Genomic DNA, 22,210 nt, shown 5'->3' with positions numbered 1-22,210 from the left:
AATTTAATAAACTAGATGTACTTTAAGTTTGTAGTATAAATCTAGTCAGTAAGAATTAAAAAATGGGGATGAGCAACTTAGAAATAATTTTAAAAAATACATAGGGGGTTTCAGTATGGAGCAAAAAGGAAATGAACTGCAGAAAACATTAAAAACAAGGCATATTACCATGATTTCAATCGGCGGGATTATCGGAGCAGGTTTGTTCGTTGGAAGTGGTGCTGTTGTCAATACAACAGGACCGGGCGCTGTTCTCTCATATGGAATTGCCGGCTTGCTTGTTATTTTTTTAATGCGAATGCTTGGTGAGATGGCAATTGTCAATCCGGACAGTGGCTCTTTCGCTACCTATGCAAGAGAAGCAATAGGTCCTTGGGCAGGATATACAATTGGATGGCTGTATTGGTTTTTCTGGGTTATTGTTATTGCTATCGAGGCAACAGCAGGTGGGGCAATCGTTCATGGCTGGTTCCCATCACTACCAATATGGGCAATCAGCTTAGTGTTGACCTTGCTGCTTACTTTAACAAATGTTTACTCAGTGAAATCTTTCGGTGAATTTGAATATTGGTTCTCAATGATTAAAGTTGTCGCGATTGTCGTATTTATGTGCATTGGACTAGCCATTCTATTTGGATTTTTCCCAAATATTAAATCACCGGGATTAGCCAATCTTACAGAGCATGGCGGATTCTTGCCAAATGGTATCTCTTCTATTTTTATTGGAATCATCACTGTTATCTTTTCATTTTTCGGTTCTGAAATTGCTGCAATCGCAGCAGGTGAAACAGAAAATCCCCAAAAGTCAATTGTCAAGGCTATAAACAGTGTTGTTGTTCGAATTCTATTGTTCTATATAGGTTCAGTTTCTATTCTCGTTATGTTACTTCCTTGGAATGCAGCAGATCTATTAAAAAGCCCTTATGTAACAATGTTAGAAATGGTCGGAATTAATGGTGCAGCACAAATTATGAATGTAGTAGTTTTAGTTGCTGTACTTTCTTGTTTAAATTCTGCCTTATATACAAATTCACGCATGCTGTTTTCTCTTGCAAAACGTGGAGATGCTCCGAAGTTTTTATTAAAAGTAAGTAAAAAAGGCGTACCGGTGCCGGCTGTTTTACTGAGCACCATTGCAGCTTATATATGCGCGATTTTCAGTTTTGTGTCTCCAGATAAACTTTTCGTCTTTTTGGTAAATGCGTCTGGGGCAATAGCTTTGCTTGTCTATATCGTCATCGCTGTCTCTCACTTTAGACTAAGAAGAAGATATGAGAAAGAAAATCCGGAAGCACTGGGTATGAAAATGTGGCTGTTTCCATATTTAACCTACATCATCATTGCCGCTATGATTATTATCTTGATTGCTATGGCATTCATTGATTCAATGCGCTCTCAGTTCTTCTTAACAATGCTAATCACAGCTTTGGTAGTTTCTTCATACTTCCTATCAAATCGGAAAAAGGTAGAACATGTTGTTGAAAGTAGTAAGGAAATACACCATGCTAAAGATTATATAAATGATAATGTATAAAAAGCATTACTATAAAAAAGGTCACCAATATAATTGGTGACCTTTTCTTACACTTAATCTACTCCCCGTAAAAAACTTGATATAATCGATTCACTGCTTCAGAAATTTTATCACCACTAATATTGGCAAATCCCAATACTAAATCAATTTGATGATCCCTTTTGTTATCATTTGGCAGCATAAATCGTCTCATAGAATAGACTTCAAGCTTCATGTTAGCTGCTCTTTCTTCAATTTCTTCATAACTTTTTTCAGAGCGAAAATGTGCTAGAAAATGGAGACCTGCGGGAATATCTTCAATTTGAATATTACTTTTAAAACGCATTTTTAACTGCTTGATTAAGGTTATTCTGCGAGTTTCATATTGATGATTCATTCTTTTTAAATGTTTTGAGTATTCGCCGTTCTCGATAAAAAAATGTAGTGTGTATAAAACTAGGGAATTGCTAGATTGCATTAAATCATCATAATGCCGACGATATTCCCTTAATAGTTCAGGTGGTAATACCATATAGCTGACCCGCATGCCCGGCAGCATGGTTTTCGAAAATGTTCCGATATAAATGACTCGATGATTTCGGTCCAAACTTTGCAGGGAAGGAATATTGTCAGTTTCATATTTAAACTCACTGTCATAATCATCTTCCACGATGTATCTGTCATCAGATTGTGCAGCCCAATTTAATAACTCTATGCGTCTAGAAATGGGCATAATTTTTCCTGTAGGGAATTGGTGAGAAGGTGTCACAAAGACAAAATTTGCTTTTGAAGATTCTATTTCACCCATGTTAATACCTTGCTCATCTAATGGTATTGGTTGAACGTTAAAATTCATGTTCCTTAATAGATTATAATTACGGGCATATCCTGGATTTTCCATAGCGATAATGCTGGCATTATTTTGTAATGACATTAGTTGTCGTACTAATAGCTGGGTACCTGCTCCAATAATGATTTGTTCGGGTTCACAATTTACTCCTCGCGATAAGGCAATCATACGGCAGATAGTCTTTCTTACAATATATGGGCCTTGAGAATGAGTAATTTCCGACAACTCTCTCTTAAACTTTTGAATTGCTTGTTGTTGGCATTTTCTCCATTCTTTAAAAGGAAAGTTCGAAATATCTGATGTCATATGTGACAATGAAAGCCATCCTTCTCTACTAATCAGTGCCTCTTTTAAATCTTCAGGTAATTCGTTTTTAACAAAGCCCTCATTTTCAATAAATTGAGTAATGTTTTCTACATAGTACCCTTTTCTTACAATTGTATAAATGTATCCTTCTGCTAGTAGCTGTTCATACGCGTTAGAAACCGAATTTACACTGACTTTTAACTGATCGGCCAGTACTCTTTTAGAAGGCAATTTTTCATTCGACTGAAAGTGTTTATTTAAAATCTTTTCTTTAATCCCTTCATAGATTTGCTTATAAATATAATTAGAATCCATATTCTTATCTATCGATAGTAGCATATTCACCCATCCTCGATTCATCTGGTACCTAAGCTTTTTTCATTTTGGTACTTTTCATTATATCAGGAATTAACTATATTATAAACATGTAATCTAAATATTCAGATAAGGGTGGGCTTGAGATGACAGTTTCATATTCAATTACGAAAGATTTGCAAGAAAAGAGAAAAAAATATGTTCCTAAAGGAGTAAGTAATGGCAACTTAAATTTTGCAGATCATGCATTTGGGGCCACTGTTATAGATATTGAAGGAAAAGAATGGATAGATTTTGCTGGTGCAATTGGTACGCTGAATGTGGGTCATAGCCATCCAAAGGTAACGGAGGCTGTAAAAAATCAAGTAGATAAATTTCTACATCCGGGTTTTAATGTTATGATGTATGACGGATATATCAATCTAGCTGAAAAATTATGTGAAATCACACCTGGAGATTTTGATAAACAGGCTATTTTCTTTAATTCTGGCGCCGAAGCAGTTGAAAATGCCATTAAAATTTCACGCCGGTTTACAAAGAGACCAGCTGTTGTTTCATTTGTGCGTGGTTATCATGGTAGAACTAATTTAACGATGGCAATGACAAGTAAAGTTAAACCTTATAAGTTTGGATTTGGTCCATTTTCACCTGAAATTTATCAAGCTCCATTTCCTAATATGTACCACAAACCTGCAGGGATGACGGATGAATCTTACATTGACCAAGTGATTGAGGATTTCAAAGATTTCTTTATAGCAACTGTTGCTCCTGAAATGGTTGCATGTGTTGTGATGGAGCCTGTACAAGGTGAAGGGGGTTTTATTATTCCTCCTAAAAAGTTTGTCCAAGCTGTAAGCGAGTTTTGTAAGGAACATGGAATTGTTTTTGTAGCAGATGAAATTCAAACTGGCTTTGGCCGTACAGGTAAATTATTTGCGATTGAACATTTTGATATCGTACCAGATTTAGTGACAGTTTCTAAGTCATTGGCTGCTGGACTACCGTTAAGTGGAGTCGTAGGGAAAACTGAAATTCTAAATGTTGCTGAACCGGGTGAACTAGGTGGAACTTATGCAGGAAGCCCTGTTGCATGTGCTGCAGCATTGGCTGTTATTGATGTTATAAAAGAAGAAAATCTAATAGAAAAAGCAGAATTGATGGGTCAAAAAATTGAAGTAAAGCTGAAGGAATTAGCAAAAGAACATGAAGAAATTGGAGATATTCGCCGTTTAGGTGCAATGGTTGCTTGCGAGATTGTTGAAGACCGACAAAGTAAACGTCCAAATAAAGCCAAAACATCAGAAATCGCAAAGTATGCGAATGATAATGGCCTATTACTTCTCACTGCTGGGATAAAAAGCAATGTCATTCGATTTTTAGCTCCATTAGTTATTACGGACGATGAATTAGCAAAAGGTTTAGCTATACTGGAAAATGCATTCCAATAATTTTTGGACATGATACCAAACATATAAAGGAGGACAAATATGAATAATGCATTACTAGTCAAAAACCCAGCTACAGGACAAGTTGTCAAAGAAATAAGAATTAATTCTGAAGAAGAAATTAATCAAGCCATAAAAGCAGGGCATGAAAGTTTTAAAAAATGGGCAAAAATCTCTGCTCATGAGCGTTCTCGGTTTTTAACAAGGTGGTCACAAATCATACAGGACCATAAAGAAGAAATAGCTGAAATCATGACTCTAGAAAACGGAAAGCCTTTGCGCGAATCTTTAGGCGAAGTTGATTATGCAACAAGTTACATTGATTGGTATGCAGAAGAAGCAAAGAGAATATATGGGCGTACCGTCCCTGCATCAACGAATGATAAGCGAATCGTCGTTAGCAAACAACCTATAGGACTTGTGGCGGCAATTACGCCCTGGAATTTTCCCGCTGCGATGATGACAAGAAAAGCAGCACCTGCATTAGCTGCTGGCTGTCCGTTTATCGTAAAACCCGCTGTCGAAACACCTTTAACCACTATTCGATTAGTAGAACTTGCACATGAAGCTGGTATCCCAACAGATGTCATCCAGTGTGTAAATGGGTCAGGCTCTTCAGTAGGGAAAATATTCACAAGCAGTAAGTATATTCGGAAAATTACTTTTACTGGCTCTACTCCTGTTGGAAAGTTATTAATAAAGGAAAGTGCCGACACTGTAAAGCATGTAACAATGGAATTAGGCGGGCATGCCCCTCTCATAGTAGCTGAAGATGCTGATCTTGATTTTGCTGTAAAGCAAACGATCATGACTAAATTTAGAAATGCCGGACAAACATGTGTATGCGCGAACCGCATTATTGTTCATGAAAATATTGCCGAAGCTTTTTCACAAAAATTAGCGGATGAAGCCAGCAAATTAAAAGTGGGGAATGGACTTGATGAAGAAACACAAGTCGGACCGATTATCAATGAAAAAGGGTACGACAAAATCGTAGCCCAAATTAAAGATGCAGTTGATAAAGGAGCAGAAGTACGAGCGGGAAATCAATATATTGCCGATAAAGAACAGGGCTATTTCTTTGTTTATCCTACTGTCTTGACAAATGTTACGGATGATATGGTAATCATGCAGGAAGAAACTTTTGGGCCTGTAGCTCCTATCGTTACCTTCAAAACCCTTGAAGAAGCTGTTGAAATTGCAAATAATACTCCATTTGGACTTGCTGCATATTTCTTCACTAATAATTACAAAACAGGTACTTACCTACATGATCATTTAGATTTTGGTATTATCGGCTGGAATGACGGTGCCCCATCCGGTGCTCATATCCCATTTGGGGGTATGAAAGAAAGTGGATTGGGCCGCGAAGGTGGAATCGAAGGTATTGAGCCTTACTTGGAAACAAAATATTTATCAATTGGTAATTTATAAAGAGAATTTAAAGGTCTCATACAAATCCTGCTTAGAAATAAGCGAAAAACTTTAATTATTGAATAGTTTAAAAAGCCTAATGCCCTGTTTTTAATGGGGTATTAGGCTTTATATATTTTTGATAATTATGTTAGTTTATTGATTACTGACATTAAAACATTCCTACCCAGTTGAGGCTACTTTATGAGGGCTATTGGATTAGTTTCCGCAATAATCGTTGCAACTGTTACATTTATTACATGTTTTATTATAAATGAATTTTCCAAAAAGATAGTCACCGTTTAAACAACATAAGAGATAGAACATAAACTGTTAATCGGCAAATGAAGAAAATGTATTTGAACAATCCGGCCAGTATAGATTAATAAGAAAATGTTACAACAAGATAGATACAAAGAGGAATTCTGCCTTAGTTCATTGAATATTTAAATACTCAAATCAAAAATCTAATGGAATGAATAAATCAAATTGATAGGAGTATTTATTATCAATAATCATTTCGATTAAAATTAATTATATGAGAAGGAGTGAATAATAAACGTGCAATTTGGAATGTACGCATTTTTACTTGTTATCTTTGGATTAATCCTTTGGAGGCGTACAAGAGCGATGGTCCGACCAATTAAAGGTTCTGGTTTGCGAATTTTGTTGCCGCTGCTCTATATGTCACCTGCCTTTTCTGTGGTGATTCAACCATCCGTACACATGACTTCAATTGAAATAGTGGTCTCTGTGATATTTGGTATCATCTTTTCTGTTCCATTGATTTATACAACAAGTTATGAGATTCGAGAGGATGGGAATATATATGCAAAAAAGAGCATAGGTTTTGTGATTGCTTTAATCTCAATATTTATTATCCGACAATTAGTTAAATACTATTTACCAGGAATTGATGCTTTGACATTAAATGCTCTATCTATCATTTCTTTGTTTGTTTATGTTGGATTATGGAGAATTATAAGTTATACGAAATTCAAAAAGGTTTATAACACACATATAGCTACGTAAAAACGAAATGATAGAGTTTATGGTGTGGAACTTGATAAAAGGTAATGAAATTATTTAGGGAGTTGTTGATCATAAAAAAGTCCTTTGTCCCAATTTTACTTATATTACTCCTAAGTAGTTTAATGGGAGGAAGTTACTTTATCTTACGAATGAATAATATTAACAACGTTGCAGTTATTTTATTAATATTAAATCTAATAATTCTTCCACCAACGGGCATCTATTGGTTATTGATACGCCCAAGTTCAATGCCAACATTACTAGTCTATCTATCTTTTATTGTTTGTTTGGGAGCTTCCTATTTAATAATCCCTACTTCTCATAAGGGCTTATTTGATCAAATTTTATTTTGGCTTATACCTGTTTTGGAAGTTAGCATCGTGATTGTAGTTGTATATAGTATTATTAAAATCATAATCCGTTATAAGGAAAACAATAAAAGTAAGGAAAATGATTTTCTAGAAATAATGAGAATAACCCTTGCACCTAAATTGAGAAATGTTTTTCTTTTAGAGCTGATATTAATAGAACTAAGTGTTTTCTATTATTCAATAGTGGCATGGTTCAGGAAGCCAACCGTGATTGAAAATAAAAAAGTCTATTATTATCATAAAACATCACAAATAAAGACGATTGTAATCGTATTTTCAACCCTAATTACGTTGGAAGGGATATTCTTTCATTTTCTTATTCAGATTTGGAGTGACATGGTTGCTTGGATTTTTACAATACTGAATATTTATGCCTTTCTTTATATGATAGGATTATACAATTCTGTAAGATTACTGCCTCATATTATTTATTTTGATAAGCTCATTATTCGCTTTGGATATCAGAGTAGTATCGAACTAGATATTAAAAATATTGAAAGTATACAAACTGCTAAAAAACAAGGTGGAATTGGGGAGAAAGTATCTAAAGAAACGTACTTTGCAATGTTAAATATGGATTCTCCACAGTATGAAATTCTATTAAAAGAACCTACTATAGTGAAAAGTTCGTATGGCAGAAAAAAATATGTTAAAACTGTTGTATTTAGGGCTGACGAACCAATGAAAATAGTTGAGGAGATTAATTCTCTAAAATTAAGTCTTTAAATTGATTTTGATGATACACGGATACCGTCAGGAGATTAACAACATTAACGCGATTACAAAAATAAAAAGCTCAATTTCTCGCCATCCATTTTGAGAAATCGGGCTTTTTTCTTTACTCCGAATAAGGTCCCATACAACCTTGTTGGCTATCTGCACTTTTTTTCTCCGCACACTAAATATTTTTTTTTATATGGGGATGGGTGCTTCATCCACCCCCCCTTCCAAAAAAGTAATGAAGCCTATTTTATAAGGAAGGGTATAGCTGAATGGGGAATGGCTATACTACTACTATTACGAATGTACTGAATGGAGGATGTATGATGAAGAACAAAGATTATGTAGGGGGAGATTTACCGGAAACCCCCAAATCTTTTTGGACAGACTCAACGGATTTGCCGGAGTTTCCTAAGCTGGATTCTGATATTCAAGTTGATGTTGTCATTGTAGGTGGGGGAATTACCGGTATAACAGCTGCCTATCTCTTGGTAAATAAGGGAGTGAAGGTTGCCATAGTGGAGGCAAACAAATTATTGAATGGAACAACAGGACATACCACTGCAAAGATTACCGCCCAACATGATTTAATATATGATGAGTTGATAAATAAAATGGGAATAAATAAAGCAAGGTTATATTATGAAGCCAATATGGAAGCCTTAAACTTTATAAAAAAAACAATCGACCAGCATCAAATTGACTGTGACTTTAGTACACAGGATGCATATATGTATTCAACCACGGACGAATATAAAGAAAAGATTCAAAAGGAGTTGAAGGCATATGAGAGGCTTAATATTGATGGAGAACTAGTTGATACCATTCCCTTAGATATAAAAGTTGAAAATGCGCTAATTATGAAAAATCAGGCGCAGTTTCATCCACTTAAATACTTAAAGCATCTTGTCCAAAATATTACGGAAAAAGGTGGGCTCATTTTTGAGAATACAGTAGCTGAAAATGTAGATACAGGCACAAGTCCAACAGTCCTTACACGAGACGGGGCCAAAGTTACAGCAGATTGTGTTCTTGCTTGTTCGCACTTTCCTTTTTATGAGGGACTTGGGCTTTATTCGACGAGAATGTATGCCAATCGCTCTTATGCTCTTGCAGCTAAGACTAAAAGTAAATTTCCGGGTGGAATCTTCATTAGCGCAGACACACCAACACGTTCACTTAGATCTGTTACGATTAACGGAGAAGATATGGTACTTATTGTTGGGGAAAGCCATAAAACTGGCCAGGGAATAGACACTATGAAACACTACGAAGCGCTGGAGAACTTTGGCCAACAAGTCTTCGGACTGGAAAAAATTCCTTATCGCTGGTCCGCGCAAGATTTAACAACACTGGATAAGGTACCTTATATCGGAGAAATTACTTCTGGTCAGCCAAATATATTGATTGCTACAGGATATAGAAAATGGGGAATGACGAACGGTACTGCTGCTGCACTTCTATTAAGTGACATTGTATTGGGTGAAAAAAACAGATTTAAAAAACTATACACACCATCAAGATTTTACGTCAATCCTAGCCTAAAAACCTTTTTCGTTGAAAACGCAAATGTTGTTTCTCAGTTAATTAAAGGAAAACTTCAAATGACCAATCTTAACCCAAGTATGTTACCTAACGATTCAGGGGCTATCATAAGCATTGAAGGTGAAAGAAAGGGTGCCTATAAGGATACGGAAGGAAAACTGCATATTGTAGACACAACTTGTACTCATATAGGATGTGAAGTTGAATGGAATAGCGGAGAGCGGACTTGGGATTGCCCGTGCCATGGATCTAGATTTTCGTATACCGGTGAAGTAGTTGAAGGTCCAGCGGAAAAACCATTACAAAAATATGATTATAAGATGATTGACAATCTTACATCGGAAGACTCCGGTTATTAAATTAAAAGTAGTCCACTAATTGTAGTTAATTTTGTCGAGCGAGTCCTTTTAATCAACCATCATATGCTTTAATTGAACAAGACAAACATAAAAATGACAAACGGCATCCGAATAATACATTCGGATGCCGTTTATCTATAATTTGAGCTACCGAATGGCTGCTCTCTTTTTGCGCCTACATCAGTTCTATTCTAAAGTCACAATACTTTCTGCCATCTCTGGAAAATCAATAAAAGGATTCCGATTCCCTTGAAGTTCATAAATCGCTAGGTTACGATGCTTTTCATAGATAGATACCGGAAATGTTTGATGCCATTTTAGCAACAATGAAACATTCACTAACTCTTTTTTTATCGTGTTTGGATAGCGAACTAGGAAATAGAGTGTTGCTCTGGCAACGATTCCTTTGCCGTATTCTGGTTCAAATTTACTTTCTTCAGCCTTGCCACAGCCATCTTTGATTCCTAAGATCCTTCCTTCAGGGACATAATCGTTGAAATCGTAGTAAGGAAAGTTGCTGCGACTGCTATTGCAAGTAGGCTCACAGGCAAAAAGGTGATGCAAGTCTCCTCTCATCGGTTCTTTTTTATTAAACCATGATTGAGGTACTACATGTTCACAGTTAAATTGATCATCAGAAAAGATGCCGATTAGCCCTTTTGCTTGCATTTCATGGAGTCGAATGTCTTTCTCTATGACAGAGAGTGGATCCATCCGATTTCCGGAATAAAGGCTTTTTAATGAACTGTTTTCCTGCAAATCAACCCATGGGTACACATAACGGTGCGGGCTGTAGTTTAATTGATCTGTATGTGTTTTTTCAAGCAATGACTGAAGGCTTTCAGAAATATTAGCTTCAGTGAAGGAAATATTCTGATAGTATTGATTCCTGACTTCAGTATCTTTCTTTTCATCATAATAGGGTTGATTTTCCTTATATTTCAAAAAGTCTGCTTTGGCCGTTTCCCATTCATTATTTAATAATTCAAGTTTTTCCATTATATTTCCAACGCCTGTGCAACTAATTTTTGGGTGAACACTTCTGATAAGTACTCCTCTACAGTTAAGTACAGCAATCCATTGCCCTCAAGTTTTGGTGAGTTTCCTAAAGGAATGGTTCTCTTTATTAATTGTGCATACAGCTCGTCCTCTGTCAGATTTCGCTCAAAGTTCTTATTGGCAATCGATTTTATGAGTGCAAGTGCACCGGATATATGCGGAGTTGCCATAGAAGTTCCACTTAATGTTGCATATTTTCCATTTTTATAGGTAGAAAGGATTTCTTCACCCGGAGCTACTAAGTCGACTTCATTATTCGAATTTGAAAATTGAGAAGAATGGCGTTGCAGATTAACGGATCCAACGCTTATGACTTCATTGTAGCAACCAGGATAGGCAAATTCATCTGAAGAACTCTGTCCATCTCCCTCATTTCCAGCAGCACAAACTACTAGAATTTGATTAGCGACTGCGTTTTGAATCGCTTGATGCAACTCAACTACATCTTGAGAACCACCTAAGCTCATAGAGAGGATATCCACCTTTTGTTCAATAGCATAATTAATTCCTTTTAAGATCCAATCATATTGACCTGAGCCACTTTTATCAAGCACCTTTATTATCAATAAGTTTGCTTCAGGTGCAACACCAACTACTCCTGAACCGTTAAGAGTAGCAGCAATTGTGCCGGCTACATGTGTTCCATGGCCACTATAATCGTTGTAAACATCAGGATTTCCATTATCATCACCAGTGAAATTCCGTCCGCCAATAATACGCTCACTTAAATCAGGATGGGTGACATCACAGCCTGTGTCCAATATCGCAACAGTGATTCCTCTCCCTTTAGATTTCTCCCAGATTTTTGGAGCTGCAATAAGTTCAATACCTTTTGGTACCTCAGACACCGTTTCTACAACTGCATTCACTTCATACGGAATTAAATGTAACTTTTGCTTCATCTGTATCCCTCCTGAAAGAATTTAGTTTTAAGTGTATTCTTGGTAGTTGTTAATAGTTTAACAATTCAGAATTTATATGAACAGTTACTATAGATGTATTTTTTACAGAATTATCAGAATATTAATAAAATAGTATATGCATTTGGTAATCAATCACGCACGAAATCAGGGACCATTGCGAAACTAGTAGGAAAAAAGAGAACAGTTATAGATTAATATTGTTACTGATAGAGAAACTGTTCAATACGTTGGGAATATTCTTGTAATAGGATTCTTTATAAGTCGGAATTCAAAATGTATTGTCCTATAAGTCATCTGAATAATTTCAGATTGTATAATCAAAATGGAAAAAGTGCATCTCTATATAAAATAGAAACGCACTTATTAAATACATTATTCGTCTTTAATGACTATAAAAACACCACTAAAAATTAAAATGGTACCTATCCAAAATGTAATTCCAATTGTTTCATCTAACAATAACCAACCCAAAAAGGTTCCAACAATAGGCTGAAAGAAAAAAAACAAGCCTCCACTGGAAGCATTCATTAATTGTAAGCCTTTATTCCAAAATAAAAAGCCACCAGCTGTTGAAACAATACCTAAATACAATAAGCCTCCAGAAATTGTAGGGTCTAAAATGTTCGAAAGGTCCAAATCATTGAATTTTGGTAAAACAAGTGGAGTCAATAAAATAACAGCAATCAATGATGAATATGTTGTTACAACAATTTGTGAATAATGGCTAGGGACTTTTTTTACTAATACAGACATTAGCGCCCATGTTAAGGCAGCGATTAATAAGGAGAATCCACCTAATTGTTGCTTAACATCAATTTGTCCATTTCCGACAATTACAAGAACTCCAATTGTTGCTAACAAAATGGATAAACATTTTTTAATTGTTATCTTCTCTTTTAAAATAAAACGGGCAAATATGACCATAAAAGCAGGGGTTGTTGCTGTAATTATAGCACCCATTTGAGCAGTAGATAACATTGTGCCTGTTTCTTGGGTGACAATTGATATTGTATTTCCAATTAAACCAACAAGAAAAATGATTAACCAATTCTTTTTAGCTATTTTCCATGATTGCTTCATAAAAACACCAATAATGGCAAGTGCAATGACAGCAATCACATAACGAATCCAAACAAGTTCTAAAGGAGGTACAATATCAACTACTACTTTAACTACAACATACATACCGCCCCAAATACTTGCAGCAAGTGATAAAAACAAGGCGCCAATTATTTTATTTCTCATGTTTTTTCCTCCGTTTTTCATAGATATCTATGCCCTTAACGGAGAATAATTCTTCTACCGTTAAGGAAGAAGAATTGTTGGAACATCTAGTTCAAATAAGTGAGAATACATCATGCAAGATCACTCCATCTTTTTTTTATTTAGTTTAAATCAATTCCAATAGTTTGAATAGATATGTAATTCAGAAGATATAAGGGCAAAGGCATTAATCACAGGGGGTGAAAAATGAATGATGGCATTAGTCATTAAAGTAGACTAACTTGTCAGCCAGGTCGAAAAGTTATAGAGTCAGCTCTTTATCCTGATATACTTAGGTCAGATTGCTTGACAATAAAATTTATTAATATCAAACAGGAGGCGAAGAGTATGAAAATTAAAGGTTTCGGTGGAGTTTTTTGGAGAACAAAAGATGTTGTCTCATTAAAAAATTGGTATAAAGAAACGCTAGGTATATCGATGGGAGAATGGAATGGTACCATTTTTAAGACAGATGCTGACAACGAAATAATCTTTTCATTGTTTGAAGAAAGCAATGAGTATTTTCCAAAGGAACAATCAGTCATGCTAAATTTTCAAGTGGAAAATTTAGAAGCTTATATAGAACATTTCAATAAAATTGGAATCCCACTTTTAAAACAACCTGAAAAAAGTGAGTTTGGAACGTTTATTTGGATTTCTGATCCAGATGGAAGATGGATTGAACTTTGGGAAAAACAATCTTGAATCCAAATCTTATTATAGTAAAAAGATTCGTTGGTGAATCATTCCATGTACTCATTATGCTAATCAAAAGAGTTGCTTCTATTTAATTGTAGAAGCAACTCTTTTTTAAACAATGAACTTATGCTACTGTTTTTTGTTCTGTATTCTCTGTATAAACTATAGTCTCACCTTAACCTCAGTCCCGTCCTGTGCTTTGACATTGACAAGCTCCATTCCCTTATAACTTTTCAACTCCTTAACGATCGGCTTGAGCGTTCTTTTGTCTATTAGGGGGAAGGTAAAGTCTAGTTTTTTTCTTTCGAAGTAGTCTTTTGTCCATTTGTTGATATTTTTATGAAAAAGTTTTGAAGATACGACTGAAATAGCTATGTTTAAAATTGCATATGGAACTGGAATGATAAAGCGAATGCCTTTTGCTTTTACTTTTACATGCATCATAAGCAAATCACTACTCAATAACGACTGAAACGGTATCTCCGTTTGCCGATTTAATATCAACAATTTGGCCATCTAATTCGTTTTCGATTGCTTCAATAATAACGTTTATGTCTATGTCTTTAACATATTTTTCTGATTGTGGAATACTCGTTGCGATGCTGTGCCCAGCCATTAATACGACCTTGACAAGTTTTATAGGCAAATTGACTTTAACATTATCATTTTCGGCTGATACAACACGAACCTTTAATGTTTTATCTAAATATTTAGTTGGTTTTTCAGAAGTATTTCCCGTTTCTTCTTTCTCTTTTAATACCTCAATCAATTCTAATCCCTTATCCGCATCAATTTTCCCTTCTTGGACCATTGTTAATACTCTCGTAATTTCCTCTTTCATCATCATTCCTCCTATTCCTCTTTTAAGAGCTTAATGGCTTCTTCTGTTGTGATTTCGCCATTTTCCAACATAGTAATCACTTTTTTCTCGTCTACTTCATTTTTCTTCTTTTGCTCATATCCAAGCGATGAAATGATGTCTGTTAGCTTGCCTCGAACTGTAGGATATGAGATGCCCAGTTCCTTTTCAACTTCTTTGATATTTCCTCTGCATGTTAAAAAAACTTCTACAAAATGAAGCTGATCTTGTGATAAAGATGCAAGCTTTGATAATTCAAACTCATTTTCAATCGTAGTGTGACAATGTGAGCACTGCAGCTTTGTAATTTTCAATGTTTGATTGCAAACAGGACAATTGGTGATTAAATTATAAGCCATAATGAAATACCTTCCTTCTTGTTAATCAGATTATATAACAAGAAATTAAAAGTATAAATAACAAAATTAAAATTTTTAATAAAATAAATAAGAAATATTAATTTGATTATTAATTTTATTGATTAAATTTTAGACTTTGCTCTTTGCGGAACAGAGGTGAGAATTCTTCGTATCGTTAAATTGAAGCAACTACAAGGAAAAAAACAACCTTCTTTCAATCTTTACAATCAGCATATTTGCTACTCTAAAATCCAAGTGATATCTTTTTATATAAAAGGAAAAATTGGAGCTGATTGTATGGTAAAAGAAATATTATTAAATAATACGTTAATTAAATTGCAAAGTTTTGAACAAAGAAAAGTGAATAATTCCCTTGAGATTTCAATTGATTTTGAAGTCACGAGTGAGGAATATCATAATATAGCAACATTACTTTACGAAGGGACATTTGATGTAAAAGTACCTGAAAGTGGCTTATCGTTTAGAGGGACCATACAGCAATATTCTACTTCGGTTACAAATTTATATGAAGAAGGGCAAGTAGGAAATTATTCATTAACATTGGTCGAAGTGAAGAATTAAGAAAGTAGGGTAATAATGATGAAACTAAGCATTTTAGATCAGTCGCCCATTTCTTCAAATCAAACAGCGAAAGAGGCATTAAACGAGTCGTTGAAATTAGTTCAAGCTTGCGAAAATTTGGGCTACTCTCGCTATTGGATTGCCGAACATCATGATTTACCAGGACTTGCATGTTCAGCACCTGAAGTGATGTTAAGCTATATTGGCGCTAACACCAATAAAATACGTATCGGATCAGGAGCGGTTTTATTGCCATATTATAAACCATTTAAAGTGGCAGAAGTTTATAATATGCTAGCTACATTGTTTCCCAACCGAATTGACATCGGTATTGGTCGAGCTCCAGGTGGGGCAGCGGAAGCAAGTAATGCGTTATCTGATAACTATTTGCAGCATGTTTACGAAATGCCAAATTTAGTGAATGATCTACTTCATTTTTTAGATGATGAGTTTCCTGAAAATCATGAGTACTCGAAAGTTAAAGCTTCTCCACTCCCAGAAGTTTCACCAGAGCCTTGGATATTGGGCACAAGTAAAAAAAGTGCACTATTGGCAGCTGAAAATGGTTTAGCCTATGCTTTTGGAAAATTTATGAGCGACAATGATGGAGCAGCTATTATTCAGCAATACATGGATTCATTTATACCAAGAAAACAGGGGGACCTCCCTAAGGTGATCTTGACGGTTTCAGCTATCTGTGCAGAAACGAGTAAACGTGCAGAAGAAGTTGCCTTAAGTTCCCTTATTTGGTCGTTGCAAAAAGAAAAAGGAGAAGGGCATAAAGGTGTACCTTCTATTCAAGAAGCAAAGCAATATGTGTTGAATGAAAAAGAAAAAAAGACACTATATTCTTTAAAACGAAATATGATTATCGGAAATCCTAATCAAGTGTCACAAAAATTAAAAGAGCTACAAACTTTATATAAAGTTGATGAAATGATGATTCTGACGATCACACATTCTCCGAAAGACCGGATTCTGTCCTATCAATTACTTGCAGAAGAAATGCTGAAAGAGAATAACTAACATCATTTTTCTACAATAAAAAAGCCTAACTGATTTATTCATCAGTAGGCTTAATTTTTTGCAATTTTCGTGTTTAATAATGATATCAATTAAATTTTAGTAATCTTCAACTTTTACTGCTTTAATCAGTTGAAAACGATGCTGCCATCCTCATATATTTCAATGCCCTGAAAACTTCCAATGAAATTTTCTACATTTTCCACAAAACCTTTTTCACCAATTTCTTCTTGAACCTTTCTTAACGCTTCATAATCCAATATTAAATAATAGTAATAACATTTCTTGTCATCTACCAGTTCTGCATTTACTAATATTAAATCTTGACCATATTGCTGCCTTAACCATTCGCGAGCCTGTTTATGGCTATTGAAAGTAGGAATCTTAGCTAAATCATCACTAGATAAACCATTCGAGCTCATAAACATAACCTCCTATTTTATTTTCACTTTTTCTATATTTTCCTTATATTTCGATGATATTCTAAATATTTTTATTTCTCATCTTTATATTAACAGGTAATCAATATATAAAATACACGAAAAAACTCCTGATGTCAGTGAAACACCAGGAGTTTTAAGTCCTCTGTTCTATAATAGGAAACATTAGAAAAGAAGTTTAAATAGGATGTTTGTCTTAATTCAAGCACAAAAATACTTACAATGCCATGCTTAAATAAGGGACTTTTTAATAGCAAGTAAACAATTATAGATACATTATTCTTGGTAATTCGTTATAAAACACCCCAAAATAGAATTGAGGTGTCTTTAGGGGTCGTAGAAGCATTAAGCCTACTAAATAGAATCATAAAGATTTCAAAAAGATTCAAAAGAAGACGGATTACCATGGATGTTAGTACTTGTTGTAGTTTTTTGGATTCCATAGTAACCCACAACATACTTTTACCTCTTTCTTATAAAGATTAAACATGAATAACAATATTTTTTGCATTGAATTTTATTTTAATGTATAAAATGTAGTAGCCAATGAATTTGAATTTGTTAGATATCTTTTATTTGAAAATTAAAAGAAGTAGAACATATAAGCTCTACTTCTCTAATTTAGATTATATTTTTCTTTAACTTGTTTCTTCAATTTATTAAAACCTTCAATGTTATCTCCGAAATACTCAACGTTTTTTATATCATTATAAGATTTAATATTCTTAGTATTCTTCACCAAATCAGGTGAATCTAAATCATATTTTCCTTGATACATTCCAACAATAACATATGAGTCATCATCAATCATTGGTTTTAAGTACAATAAATAATTATTTCCGTCATGCATAAGATTATATCCTTCGATACTTATATAGATCCCATTTTCAAAGTATGCTGGTTCATAAACAGTAATTTTTTTTGATTGGCTCTTTGGAAATGTTCCTTTTAAAACTTCCACGATTTGAATTTCTGATTTAGAACCTGTAGCTGTAACTGTATTTGTTGGTTCGTCCTTCCATTCTGTTAAAGTTCTATTACCGGTAAATTTCCCCTTTACGATAAGAGTAGATTTTTCCTTTAAATTATCAATATCGCCTAATAAATCATAATCCGCTTCTAAAATTGCAACTTTCGCATTTAAATATTCAGCATTGTTTTTTGTCTTAGAAAACACTGAAAAACTTATTAATAAAGCAACTGCTGAAGACATAAGTGCAAATCCCCAAATTAGCTCTTTCTTCTTCATAGAGATATTCTCCTGTATTTAGTATTTATATGCTATATTCGATTTGTCTATGGCTTGAGGTCCATTATAAGTTAACTTTCCCTGGCGCATTATTGAATCAACCGACGTATCAGTTTGATGACGTAATCCTAAGGCGTGACCAAATTCATGAATTGTCGTTTTATTTTTGTTTGCACTTGAATAGCTATAACTATCCATGTAGTAATCATTTAAGGATATTTTCACAAAATCCCAATTAGTAGTTGATGCATCTGGATCTGTGACGGTTGTACCTCCGCGATACAGTTGAGTAAGACCGGCATAGTCTAAACCGTAGTTTCCAGCATAAACCCGAATATCAGCATTTGTTGCACTTTCAGCAGACCGAAAATTTACATTTGCATTTGAGATTCCACCCCAGCCACTTTTTGCATTTGATACTTTTGTAGAATAACCATAACTAGTAACTGAATCAGAAACAAAAACACGACAATCTCCGACTACAGAAGCAGCAAGTCCGCTTTTAAAGAATGCAGCAGAATTGGTATAAGCAGCAAATATAGTTGGTGGAATTAGTAATAATATTGATAGTGATAACAAAAGTACGGTAATTGGTTTCTTAATAAATTTAAATTTACACATTTTTAGCCTCCTGTTTGAAAATCACAAATATTTAAATAGCCCATTGAAGAATAAGCAAATAATAAAACCGGGTGTAGAACGCTTATCAAAAGCAAAAGTAATTCTTTTCAAGTTATTATCCCTTCCCTTAAGTTTTTATGTGCATATTTAAAACGAACTATTCATAATTCTATAGCTCAATCATCCAATCTATAATATCTGAAAATATCCCTTTGTTAATTCATTTGTTGATTGTCCTACACACTGGATTATGATAAAAGATGATTATTTAGAAGATGTAACGGGTACAGTTCATACAAGGGAAGAAGGAGAAGATGTGTTGGATAATTATCTAAGACTTTTTCATAGGTCATTGTAAGCTTTATATCAAAACATATGACTTAAAAAATTAAACGAACAAAAGGCGTACCAAAGAGATTTGAGAATATTAAATTCTTACATTGTTGAAACAGTAAAACAAAATAACTCTTGGTTGATGTGAAAGAGGAAGTTATTGCTGCTGAAGGGCAACTCTTGGTTGCAATAATCAGTATGACTCCAAGAAAGAAGAACAAATAGGCAATAGTTTTTGAAGGAGTAGGACAAGTGAAACACATTGGTAAGGCATTTGAATATTATACTTGGAATGGACAAAAGCAAATTGCTATTTGTAAAAAAATCGAGTTTCATCAAGTTTTACGTAAACCAATCTTTATTGGTGTTTCGTTATCTGGAAATAAAGTAAGGTTATCAAAAGATGAAATTTACAGATTTGTCTAATTTCACATTAAGAAGAAAACAGTAGGGGGTATTCCCATGGAAAATAATGCAACAAAGATTCGTACTGAAGAAATATTGAGTAAATCACAATTTGAAATCGTTAAAATGATGGACAAAACAGTGGTCGTTTGTTGTAAGCTTCCAAACGGACTTGAAATTGTTGAGTCTTTAAGTTGTGTGGATCAGGAAAATTATGATGAACTACTAGGTTCTCAAATTTGTATTAACCGAATTGCAAATCGTTTGCACGAGCTCGAAGGATGTATGACGCGTTTAAATTAGAAATACACAAGAAGGTAAAGGAAGGACCGATAATGAGGGATTTGTGTAAGTATTAATATCATATCTGATGACCGTTCTAAAAATGTGTACGGGAATTATTTTTGCTACCTTCTCGAATGTCTAAGCAATTAAAAAGTACATACATATACTAATTTAGAAGTATAACCCTGATAGGGGGTGAATATAATATATGATGCCATTTTATCAGCCAAATCCTAGAAGAAGACCATTTCCACCAATGTATAGACAAAATTTTAGAGCTCCTTATCAAGGGAGACAGGGGCAAAGTTTCTTTAATCCTTATCAACAACTTCAACAACTTCAACAACCTCAACAACCTCAACAGCCTCAACAGCCTCAACAGCCCAATGTATCTAGATTCGGTAGATTACCAGAGCATATAAATACAATTATGGGGCATGCGGGTACAATAAAGAATGGAGTAAATGTGATAATGCAAGTAAGTTCATTTTTAAGGTCGTTTAAATAAATTACCTCTACTTAAGAAGATAATAATAAGCACATCAATGGATATAAAATTGATGTGCTTTTTCGTTATTTAATTTTATTAAATTCAATTCTTTTTTGATCCACTCGTATGCAATGAAAAAGTAAAAACTACAATCGATAACCAAATCAAACTGAAAGAAATCCAATACATTAAAATGAATGTATTATGAAATATAAATATGCCAAGGAGAATAGTGATAGCTGGCGTAACATATTGAAAAAATCCAATTGTTAGCCAAAGAAATTCTATTTACCCCTTCAGTGAACCATAACAACGGTAAAGCAGTAAGAACTCCACCAAAAATTAATAATAATGATAAATGAATGTCTGAACCAAAATACAATTTATGATTTCGTTGTATGAACAATAGTATAAGCAATGCAAAAGGAATGAGATAGCAACCCATGGGAATTTACCATAGTCATAAGTTAGAAACATTACTCCCCCAAATGCCATTATCATCGATATAAGAGTGCCTGATTGTAAAGTATCTTTTAATAGTAGTACGCCAAAAATCTTACTAACGATTGGCGTAATATAGAGTCCTAAACTTGCCTCCATAATATAACCTCTGTTCACTACCCAAATAAAAATTAGCCAATTTGCACTAATGGCAAGTGATGCCGCAAAGATATATGAAAATTGTTTGAAGTTTACTTTAAATTCTTTAAGAGGCGTAAAAAAAATAACTCGCTTTTTGGACTGAATGCTCATGATTAGATACACAAAGATGAATCCCCACAGTAATCGGTGAGCTAAGATTTCCATTGAGGAGACTGTATCCAGGGCGTTCCAGTATAATGTTTTTACTAAAGATGGAACAGAACTATTGTTTTACGCTAAAATGCTTCTGGAACAAAAGGAGACTGTTGTCCATCACTTTCATAAAGAGAAAAAAGATTTAACAAAGTTTACGATTTCATCTCAACATTATGGTTTTGCCATTGAGGCCGTTGCGAATCTAATGGATTATTTTGCAGAGAAGAAATATGAGCTGGCAATTCGAGAAGGAAAGACAACTGATGAGATTGATGATGTATATGCAAACAGAAGCATCCTTGGGATTTTATCTCTAACGGATTAAAATAAGCATTATTTTGAGCGCTATTTTGTCTCAAAATCACTACTATTTACTCCGCTTGCCCAATTGAATCCGCATGTCTTTCTTCGCAAAGAGCACCCATTTGCTCATCTCGAATGCATTTCCTTGGAGCAGTTATGAGACTATCCTTATTTAACTTATCAGCAGGATGACATGTTGTTACATTTCCCAGAAGAATCCATCAACGTAGACAATATCGAAAAACTTGTCTATGTCAGGGATAGAGGGGCCATGAATAATCTCCTGTCAAATACGGATAGTTACAATCTCGGATCAGGGTGTATTGTGGATCATTACATGAACCCCAATATTATTTCTATTCCATTGGAAGGAAGTAGCATAATTCAAATAGAATTAGTGAAGCGAAAAGATGTGTTTTTGCCAGAAGAGGTTCTAGTCTATATTGATTTTTTAAAAAAAGCATTAGAAAAATCTATGCCACTTAATAATGTAAAGTAATTTTTATACTATCAAATAACAAATTGACCAATTTCTCTAATATAACTTAAAGAGAAGTTGGTTTTTTTATAGGGAAATTTCTACAATTGTTACGAAAATATACGGATTATGAATGAAATTATAAATTTGTTGGAAAGATAAGGCTGACTAT

At 34.3% G+C, this 22,210-nt stretch carries 25 protein-coding genes; 14 read left to right on the top strand and 11 right to left on the bottom strand.

Annotated elements, in window-relative coordinates; genetic code table 11:
* The first annotated feature begins 115 nt into the window (after positions 1–115).
* The gene (locus ACWV26_RS12175; protein WP_455895004.1) at positions 116–1,534 is read left to right on the top strand and encodes an amino acid permease; all 1,419 of its coding nucleotides are present in this window, start codon (positions 116–118) and stop codon (positions 1,532–1,534) included.
* Between the two features lie 58 nt (positions 1,535–1,592).
* On the opposite strand, the gene gabR is transcribed toward ACWV26_RS12175, so the two are convergent.
* Positions 1,593–3,008 carry a MocR-like transcriptional regulator GabR gene (gabR, locus tag ACWV26_RS12170; protein ID WP_455895003.1) on the bottom strand — a complete coding sequence of 472 codons (1,416 nt, stop codon included), beginning with the start codon at positions 3,006–3,008 and terminating at the stop codon, positions 1,593–1,595.
* A gap of 122 nt (positions 3,009–3,130) precedes the next feature.
* Here gabR and gabT point away from each other — a divergent pair, with 122 nt between their 5' ends.
* From gabT to ACWV26_RS12145, 5 genes are all read left to right on the top strand, one after another.
* Positions 3,131–4,432: a 4-aminobutyrate--2-oxoglutarate transaminase gene (gabT, locus tag ACWV26_RS12165; RefSeq protein ID WP_455895002.1), complete on the top strand. Its 1,302-nt coding sequence runs from the start codon at positions 3,131–3,133 to the stop codon at positions 4,430–4,432.
* 39 nt (positions 4,433–4,471) lie between these two features.
* The gene (locus ACWV26_RS12160) at positions 4,472–5,863 is read left to right on the top strand and encodes an NAD-dependent succinate-semialdehyde dehydrogenase (RefSeq protein ID WP_455895001.1); all 1,392 of its coding nucleotides are present in this window, start codon (positions 4,472–4,474) and stop codon (positions 5,861–5,863) included.
* 552 nt (positions 5,864–6,415) lie between these two features.
* Positions 6,416–6,874, top strand: a complete 459-nt coding sequence (locus tag ACWV26_RS12155; protein WP_455898245.1) for a CcdC protein domain-containing protein — start codon at positions 6,416–6,418, stop codon at positions 6,872–6,874.
* Between the two features lie 380 nt (positions 6,875–7,254).
* The gene (locus ACWV26_RS12150; RefSeq protein ID WP_455895000.1) at positions 7,255–7,971 is read left to right on the top strand and encodes a hypothetical protein; all 717 of its coding nucleotides are present in this window, start codon (positions 7,255–7,257) and stop codon (positions 7,969–7,971) included.
* 320 nt (positions 7,972–8,291) lie between these two features.
* The gene (locus ACWV26_RS12145) at positions 8,292–9,869 is read left to right on the top strand and encodes an FAD-dependent oxidoreductase (RefSeq protein ID WP_455894999.1); all 1,578 of its coding nucleotides are present in this window, start codon (positions 8,292–8,294) and stop codon (positions 9,867–9,869) included.
* A gap of 186 nt (positions 9,870–10,055) precedes the next feature.
* On the opposite strand, the gene ACWV26_RS12140 is transcribed toward ACWV26_RS12145, so the two are convergent.
* The 3 genes from ACWV26_RS12140 to ACWV26_RS12130 all read right to left on the bottom strand — a co-directional run bounded on the left by ACWV26_RS12140 (position 10,056) and on the right by ACWV26_RS12130 (position 13,096).
* Positions 10,056–10,868, bottom strand: coding sequence for an endonuclease I family protein (locus ACWV26_RS12140; protein ID WP_455894998.1), 813 nt, complete (start codon positions 10,866–10,868; stop codon positions 10,056–10,058).
* On the bottom strand, positions 10,868–11,830 hold the full coding sequence (locus ACWV26_RS12135; RefSeq protein WP_455894997.1) for a S8 family peptidase: 963 nt from the start codon (positions 11,828–11,830) through the stop codon (positions 10,868–10,870). The genes ACWV26_RS12140 and ACWV26_RS12135 overlap by 1 nt, the downstream gene beginning before the upstream one ends.
* Before the next feature lie 393 nt (positions 11,831–12,223).
* Positions 12,224–13,096 (bottom strand): DMT family transporter, encoded by an 873-nt coding sequence (locus ACWV26_RS12130; RefSeq protein WP_455894996.1) that lies wholly within the window; start codon positions 13,094–13,096, stop codon positions 12,224–12,226.
* A gap of 366 nt (positions 13,097–13,462) precedes the next feature.
* Between ACWV26_RS12130 and ACWV26_RS12125 the strand changes: the two genes are divergently transcribed.
* Positions 13,463–13,819, top strand: coding sequence for a VOC family protein (locus tag ACWV26_RS12125; protein WP_455894995.1), 357 nt, complete (start codon positions 13,463–13,465; stop codon positions 13,817–13,819).
* 156 nt (positions 13,820–13,975) lie between these two features.
* On the opposite strand, the gene ACWV26_RS12120 is transcribed toward ACWV26_RS12125, so the two are convergent.
* The 3 genes from ACWV26_RS12120 to ACWV26_RS12110 are packed head-to-tail and all read right to left on the bottom strand — an operon-like array spanning position 13,976 to position 15,031.
* Entirely contained in the window at positions 13,976–14,257 is a 282-nt protein-coding gene (locus tag ACWV26_RS12120; RefSeq protein ID WP_455894994.1) for a hypothetical protein, read from the bottom strand.
* Between the two features lie 10 nt (positions 14,258–14,267).
* Positions 14,268–14,654, bottom strand: coding sequence for an SHOCT-like domain-containing protein (locus ACWV26_RS12115; protein ID WP_455894993.1), 387 nt, complete (start codon positions 14,652–14,654; stop codon positions 14,268–14,270).
* Positions 14,655–14,665: 11 nt separating this feature from the next.
* Positions 14,666–15,031: a DUF2089 family protein gene (locus ACWV26_RS12110; protein ID WP_455894992.1), complete on the bottom strand. Its 366-nt coding sequence runs from the start codon at positions 15,029–15,031 to the stop codon at positions 14,666–14,668.
* A 297-nt stretch (positions 15,032–15,328) separates the two neighbouring features.
* Here ACWV26_RS12110 and ACWV26_RS12105 point away from each other — a divergent pair, with 297 nt between their 5' ends.
* Positions 15,329–15,613, top strand: coding sequence for a DUF3219 family protein (locus ACWV26_RS12105; RefSeq protein ID WP_455894991.1), 285 nt, complete (start codon positions 15,329–15,331; stop codon positions 15,611–15,613).
* Positions 15,614–15,631: 18 nt separating this feature from the next.
* Positions 15,632–16,639, top strand: a complete 1,008-nt coding sequence (locus ACWV26_RS12100) for an LLM class flavin-dependent oxidoreductase (RefSeq protein ID WP_455898244.1) — start codon at positions 15,632–15,634, stop codon at positions 16,637–16,639.
* 125 nt (positions 16,640–16,764) lie between these two features.
* Here ACWV26_RS12100 and ACWV26_RS12095 read toward each other — a convergent pair whose 3' ends face one another.
* The 3 genes from ACWV26_RS12095 to ACWV26_RS12085 all read right to left on the bottom strand — a co-directional run bounded on the left by ACWV26_RS12095 (position 16,765) and on the right by ACWV26_RS12085 (position 18,946).
* Positions 16,765–17,058: a hypothetical protein gene (locus tag ACWV26_RS12095; protein WP_455894990.1), complete on the bottom strand. Its 294-nt coding sequence runs from the start codon at positions 17,056–17,058 to the stop codon at positions 16,765–16,767.
* A gap of 634 nt (positions 17,059–17,692) precedes the next feature.
* A complete protein-coding gene (locus ACWV26_RS12090; RefSeq protein ID WP_455894989.1) occupies positions 17,693–18,325 on the bottom strand; it encodes a hypothetical protein in 633 nt (210 codons plus the stop codon).
* An 18-nt stretch (positions 18,326–18,343) separates the two neighbouring features.
* Complete coding sequence (locus tag ACWV26_RS12085) at positions 18,344–18,946, bottom strand: hypothetical protein (protein WP_455894988.1); 603 nt, start codon at positions 18,944–18,946, stop codon at positions 18,344–18,346.
* 585 nt (positions 18,947–19,531) lie between these two features.
* On the opposite strand from ACWV26_RS12085, the gene ACWV26_RS12080 reads away from it, so the two are divergent.
* The 3 genes from ACWV26_RS12080 (at position 19,532) to ACWV26_RS12070 (ending at position 20,477) form a co-directional block, all read left to right on the top strand.
* Positions 19,532–19,705 (top strand): hypothetical protein, encoded by a 174-nt coding sequence (locus ACWV26_RS12080; RefSeq protein ID WP_455894987.1) that lies wholly within the window; start codon positions 19,532–19,534, stop codon positions 19,703–19,705.
* Between the two features lie 36 nt (positions 19,706–19,741).
* Entirely contained in the window at positions 19,742–19,987 is a 246-nt protein-coding gene (locus ACWV26_RS12075) for a Gp49 family protein (protein ID WP_455894986.1), read from the top strand.
* A gap of 190 nt (positions 19,988–20,177) precedes the next feature.
* Positions 20,178–20,477 (top strand): hypothetical protein, encoded by a 300-nt coding sequence (locus tag ACWV26_RS12070; RefSeq protein WP_455894985.1) that lies wholly within the window; start codon positions 20,178–20,180, stop codon positions 20,475–20,477.
* 324 nt (positions 20,478–20,801) lie between these two features.
* Here the strand turns inward: ACWV26_RS12070 and ACWV26_RS12065 are convergent, their stop codons facing one another.
* Positions 20,802–21,284, bottom strand: coding sequence for an EamA family transporter (locus ACWV26_RS12065; protein ID WP_455898243.1), 483 nt, complete (start codon positions 21,282–21,284; stop codon positions 20,802–20,804).
* Positions 21,285–21,327: 43 nt separating this feature from the next.
* Between ACWV26_RS12065 and ACWV26_RS12060 the strand changes: the two genes are divergently transcribed.
* Both ACWV26_RS12060 and ACWV26_RS12055 read left to right on the top strand, forming a co-directional pair.
* Positions 21,328–21,582 carry a hypothetical protein gene (locus ACWV26_RS12060; protein ID WP_455894984.1) on the top strand — a complete coding sequence of 85 codons (255 nt, stop codon included), beginning with the start codon at positions 21,328–21,330 and terminating at the stop codon, positions 21,580–21,582.
* A gap of 171 nt (positions 21,583–21,753) precedes the next feature.
* Positions 21,754–22,059 (top strand): hypothetical protein, encoded by a 306-nt coding sequence (locus tag ACWV26_RS12055; RefSeq protein WP_455894983.1) that lies wholly within the window; start codon positions 21,754–21,756, stop codon positions 22,057–22,059.
* The last annotated feature ends 151 nt before the right edge of the window (positions 22,060–22,210 follow it).

This window comes from Rummeliibacillus sp. JY-2-4R (assembly GCF_053847205.1).
This window is presented reverse-complemented; position numbering and strand designations above follow the sequence as displayed.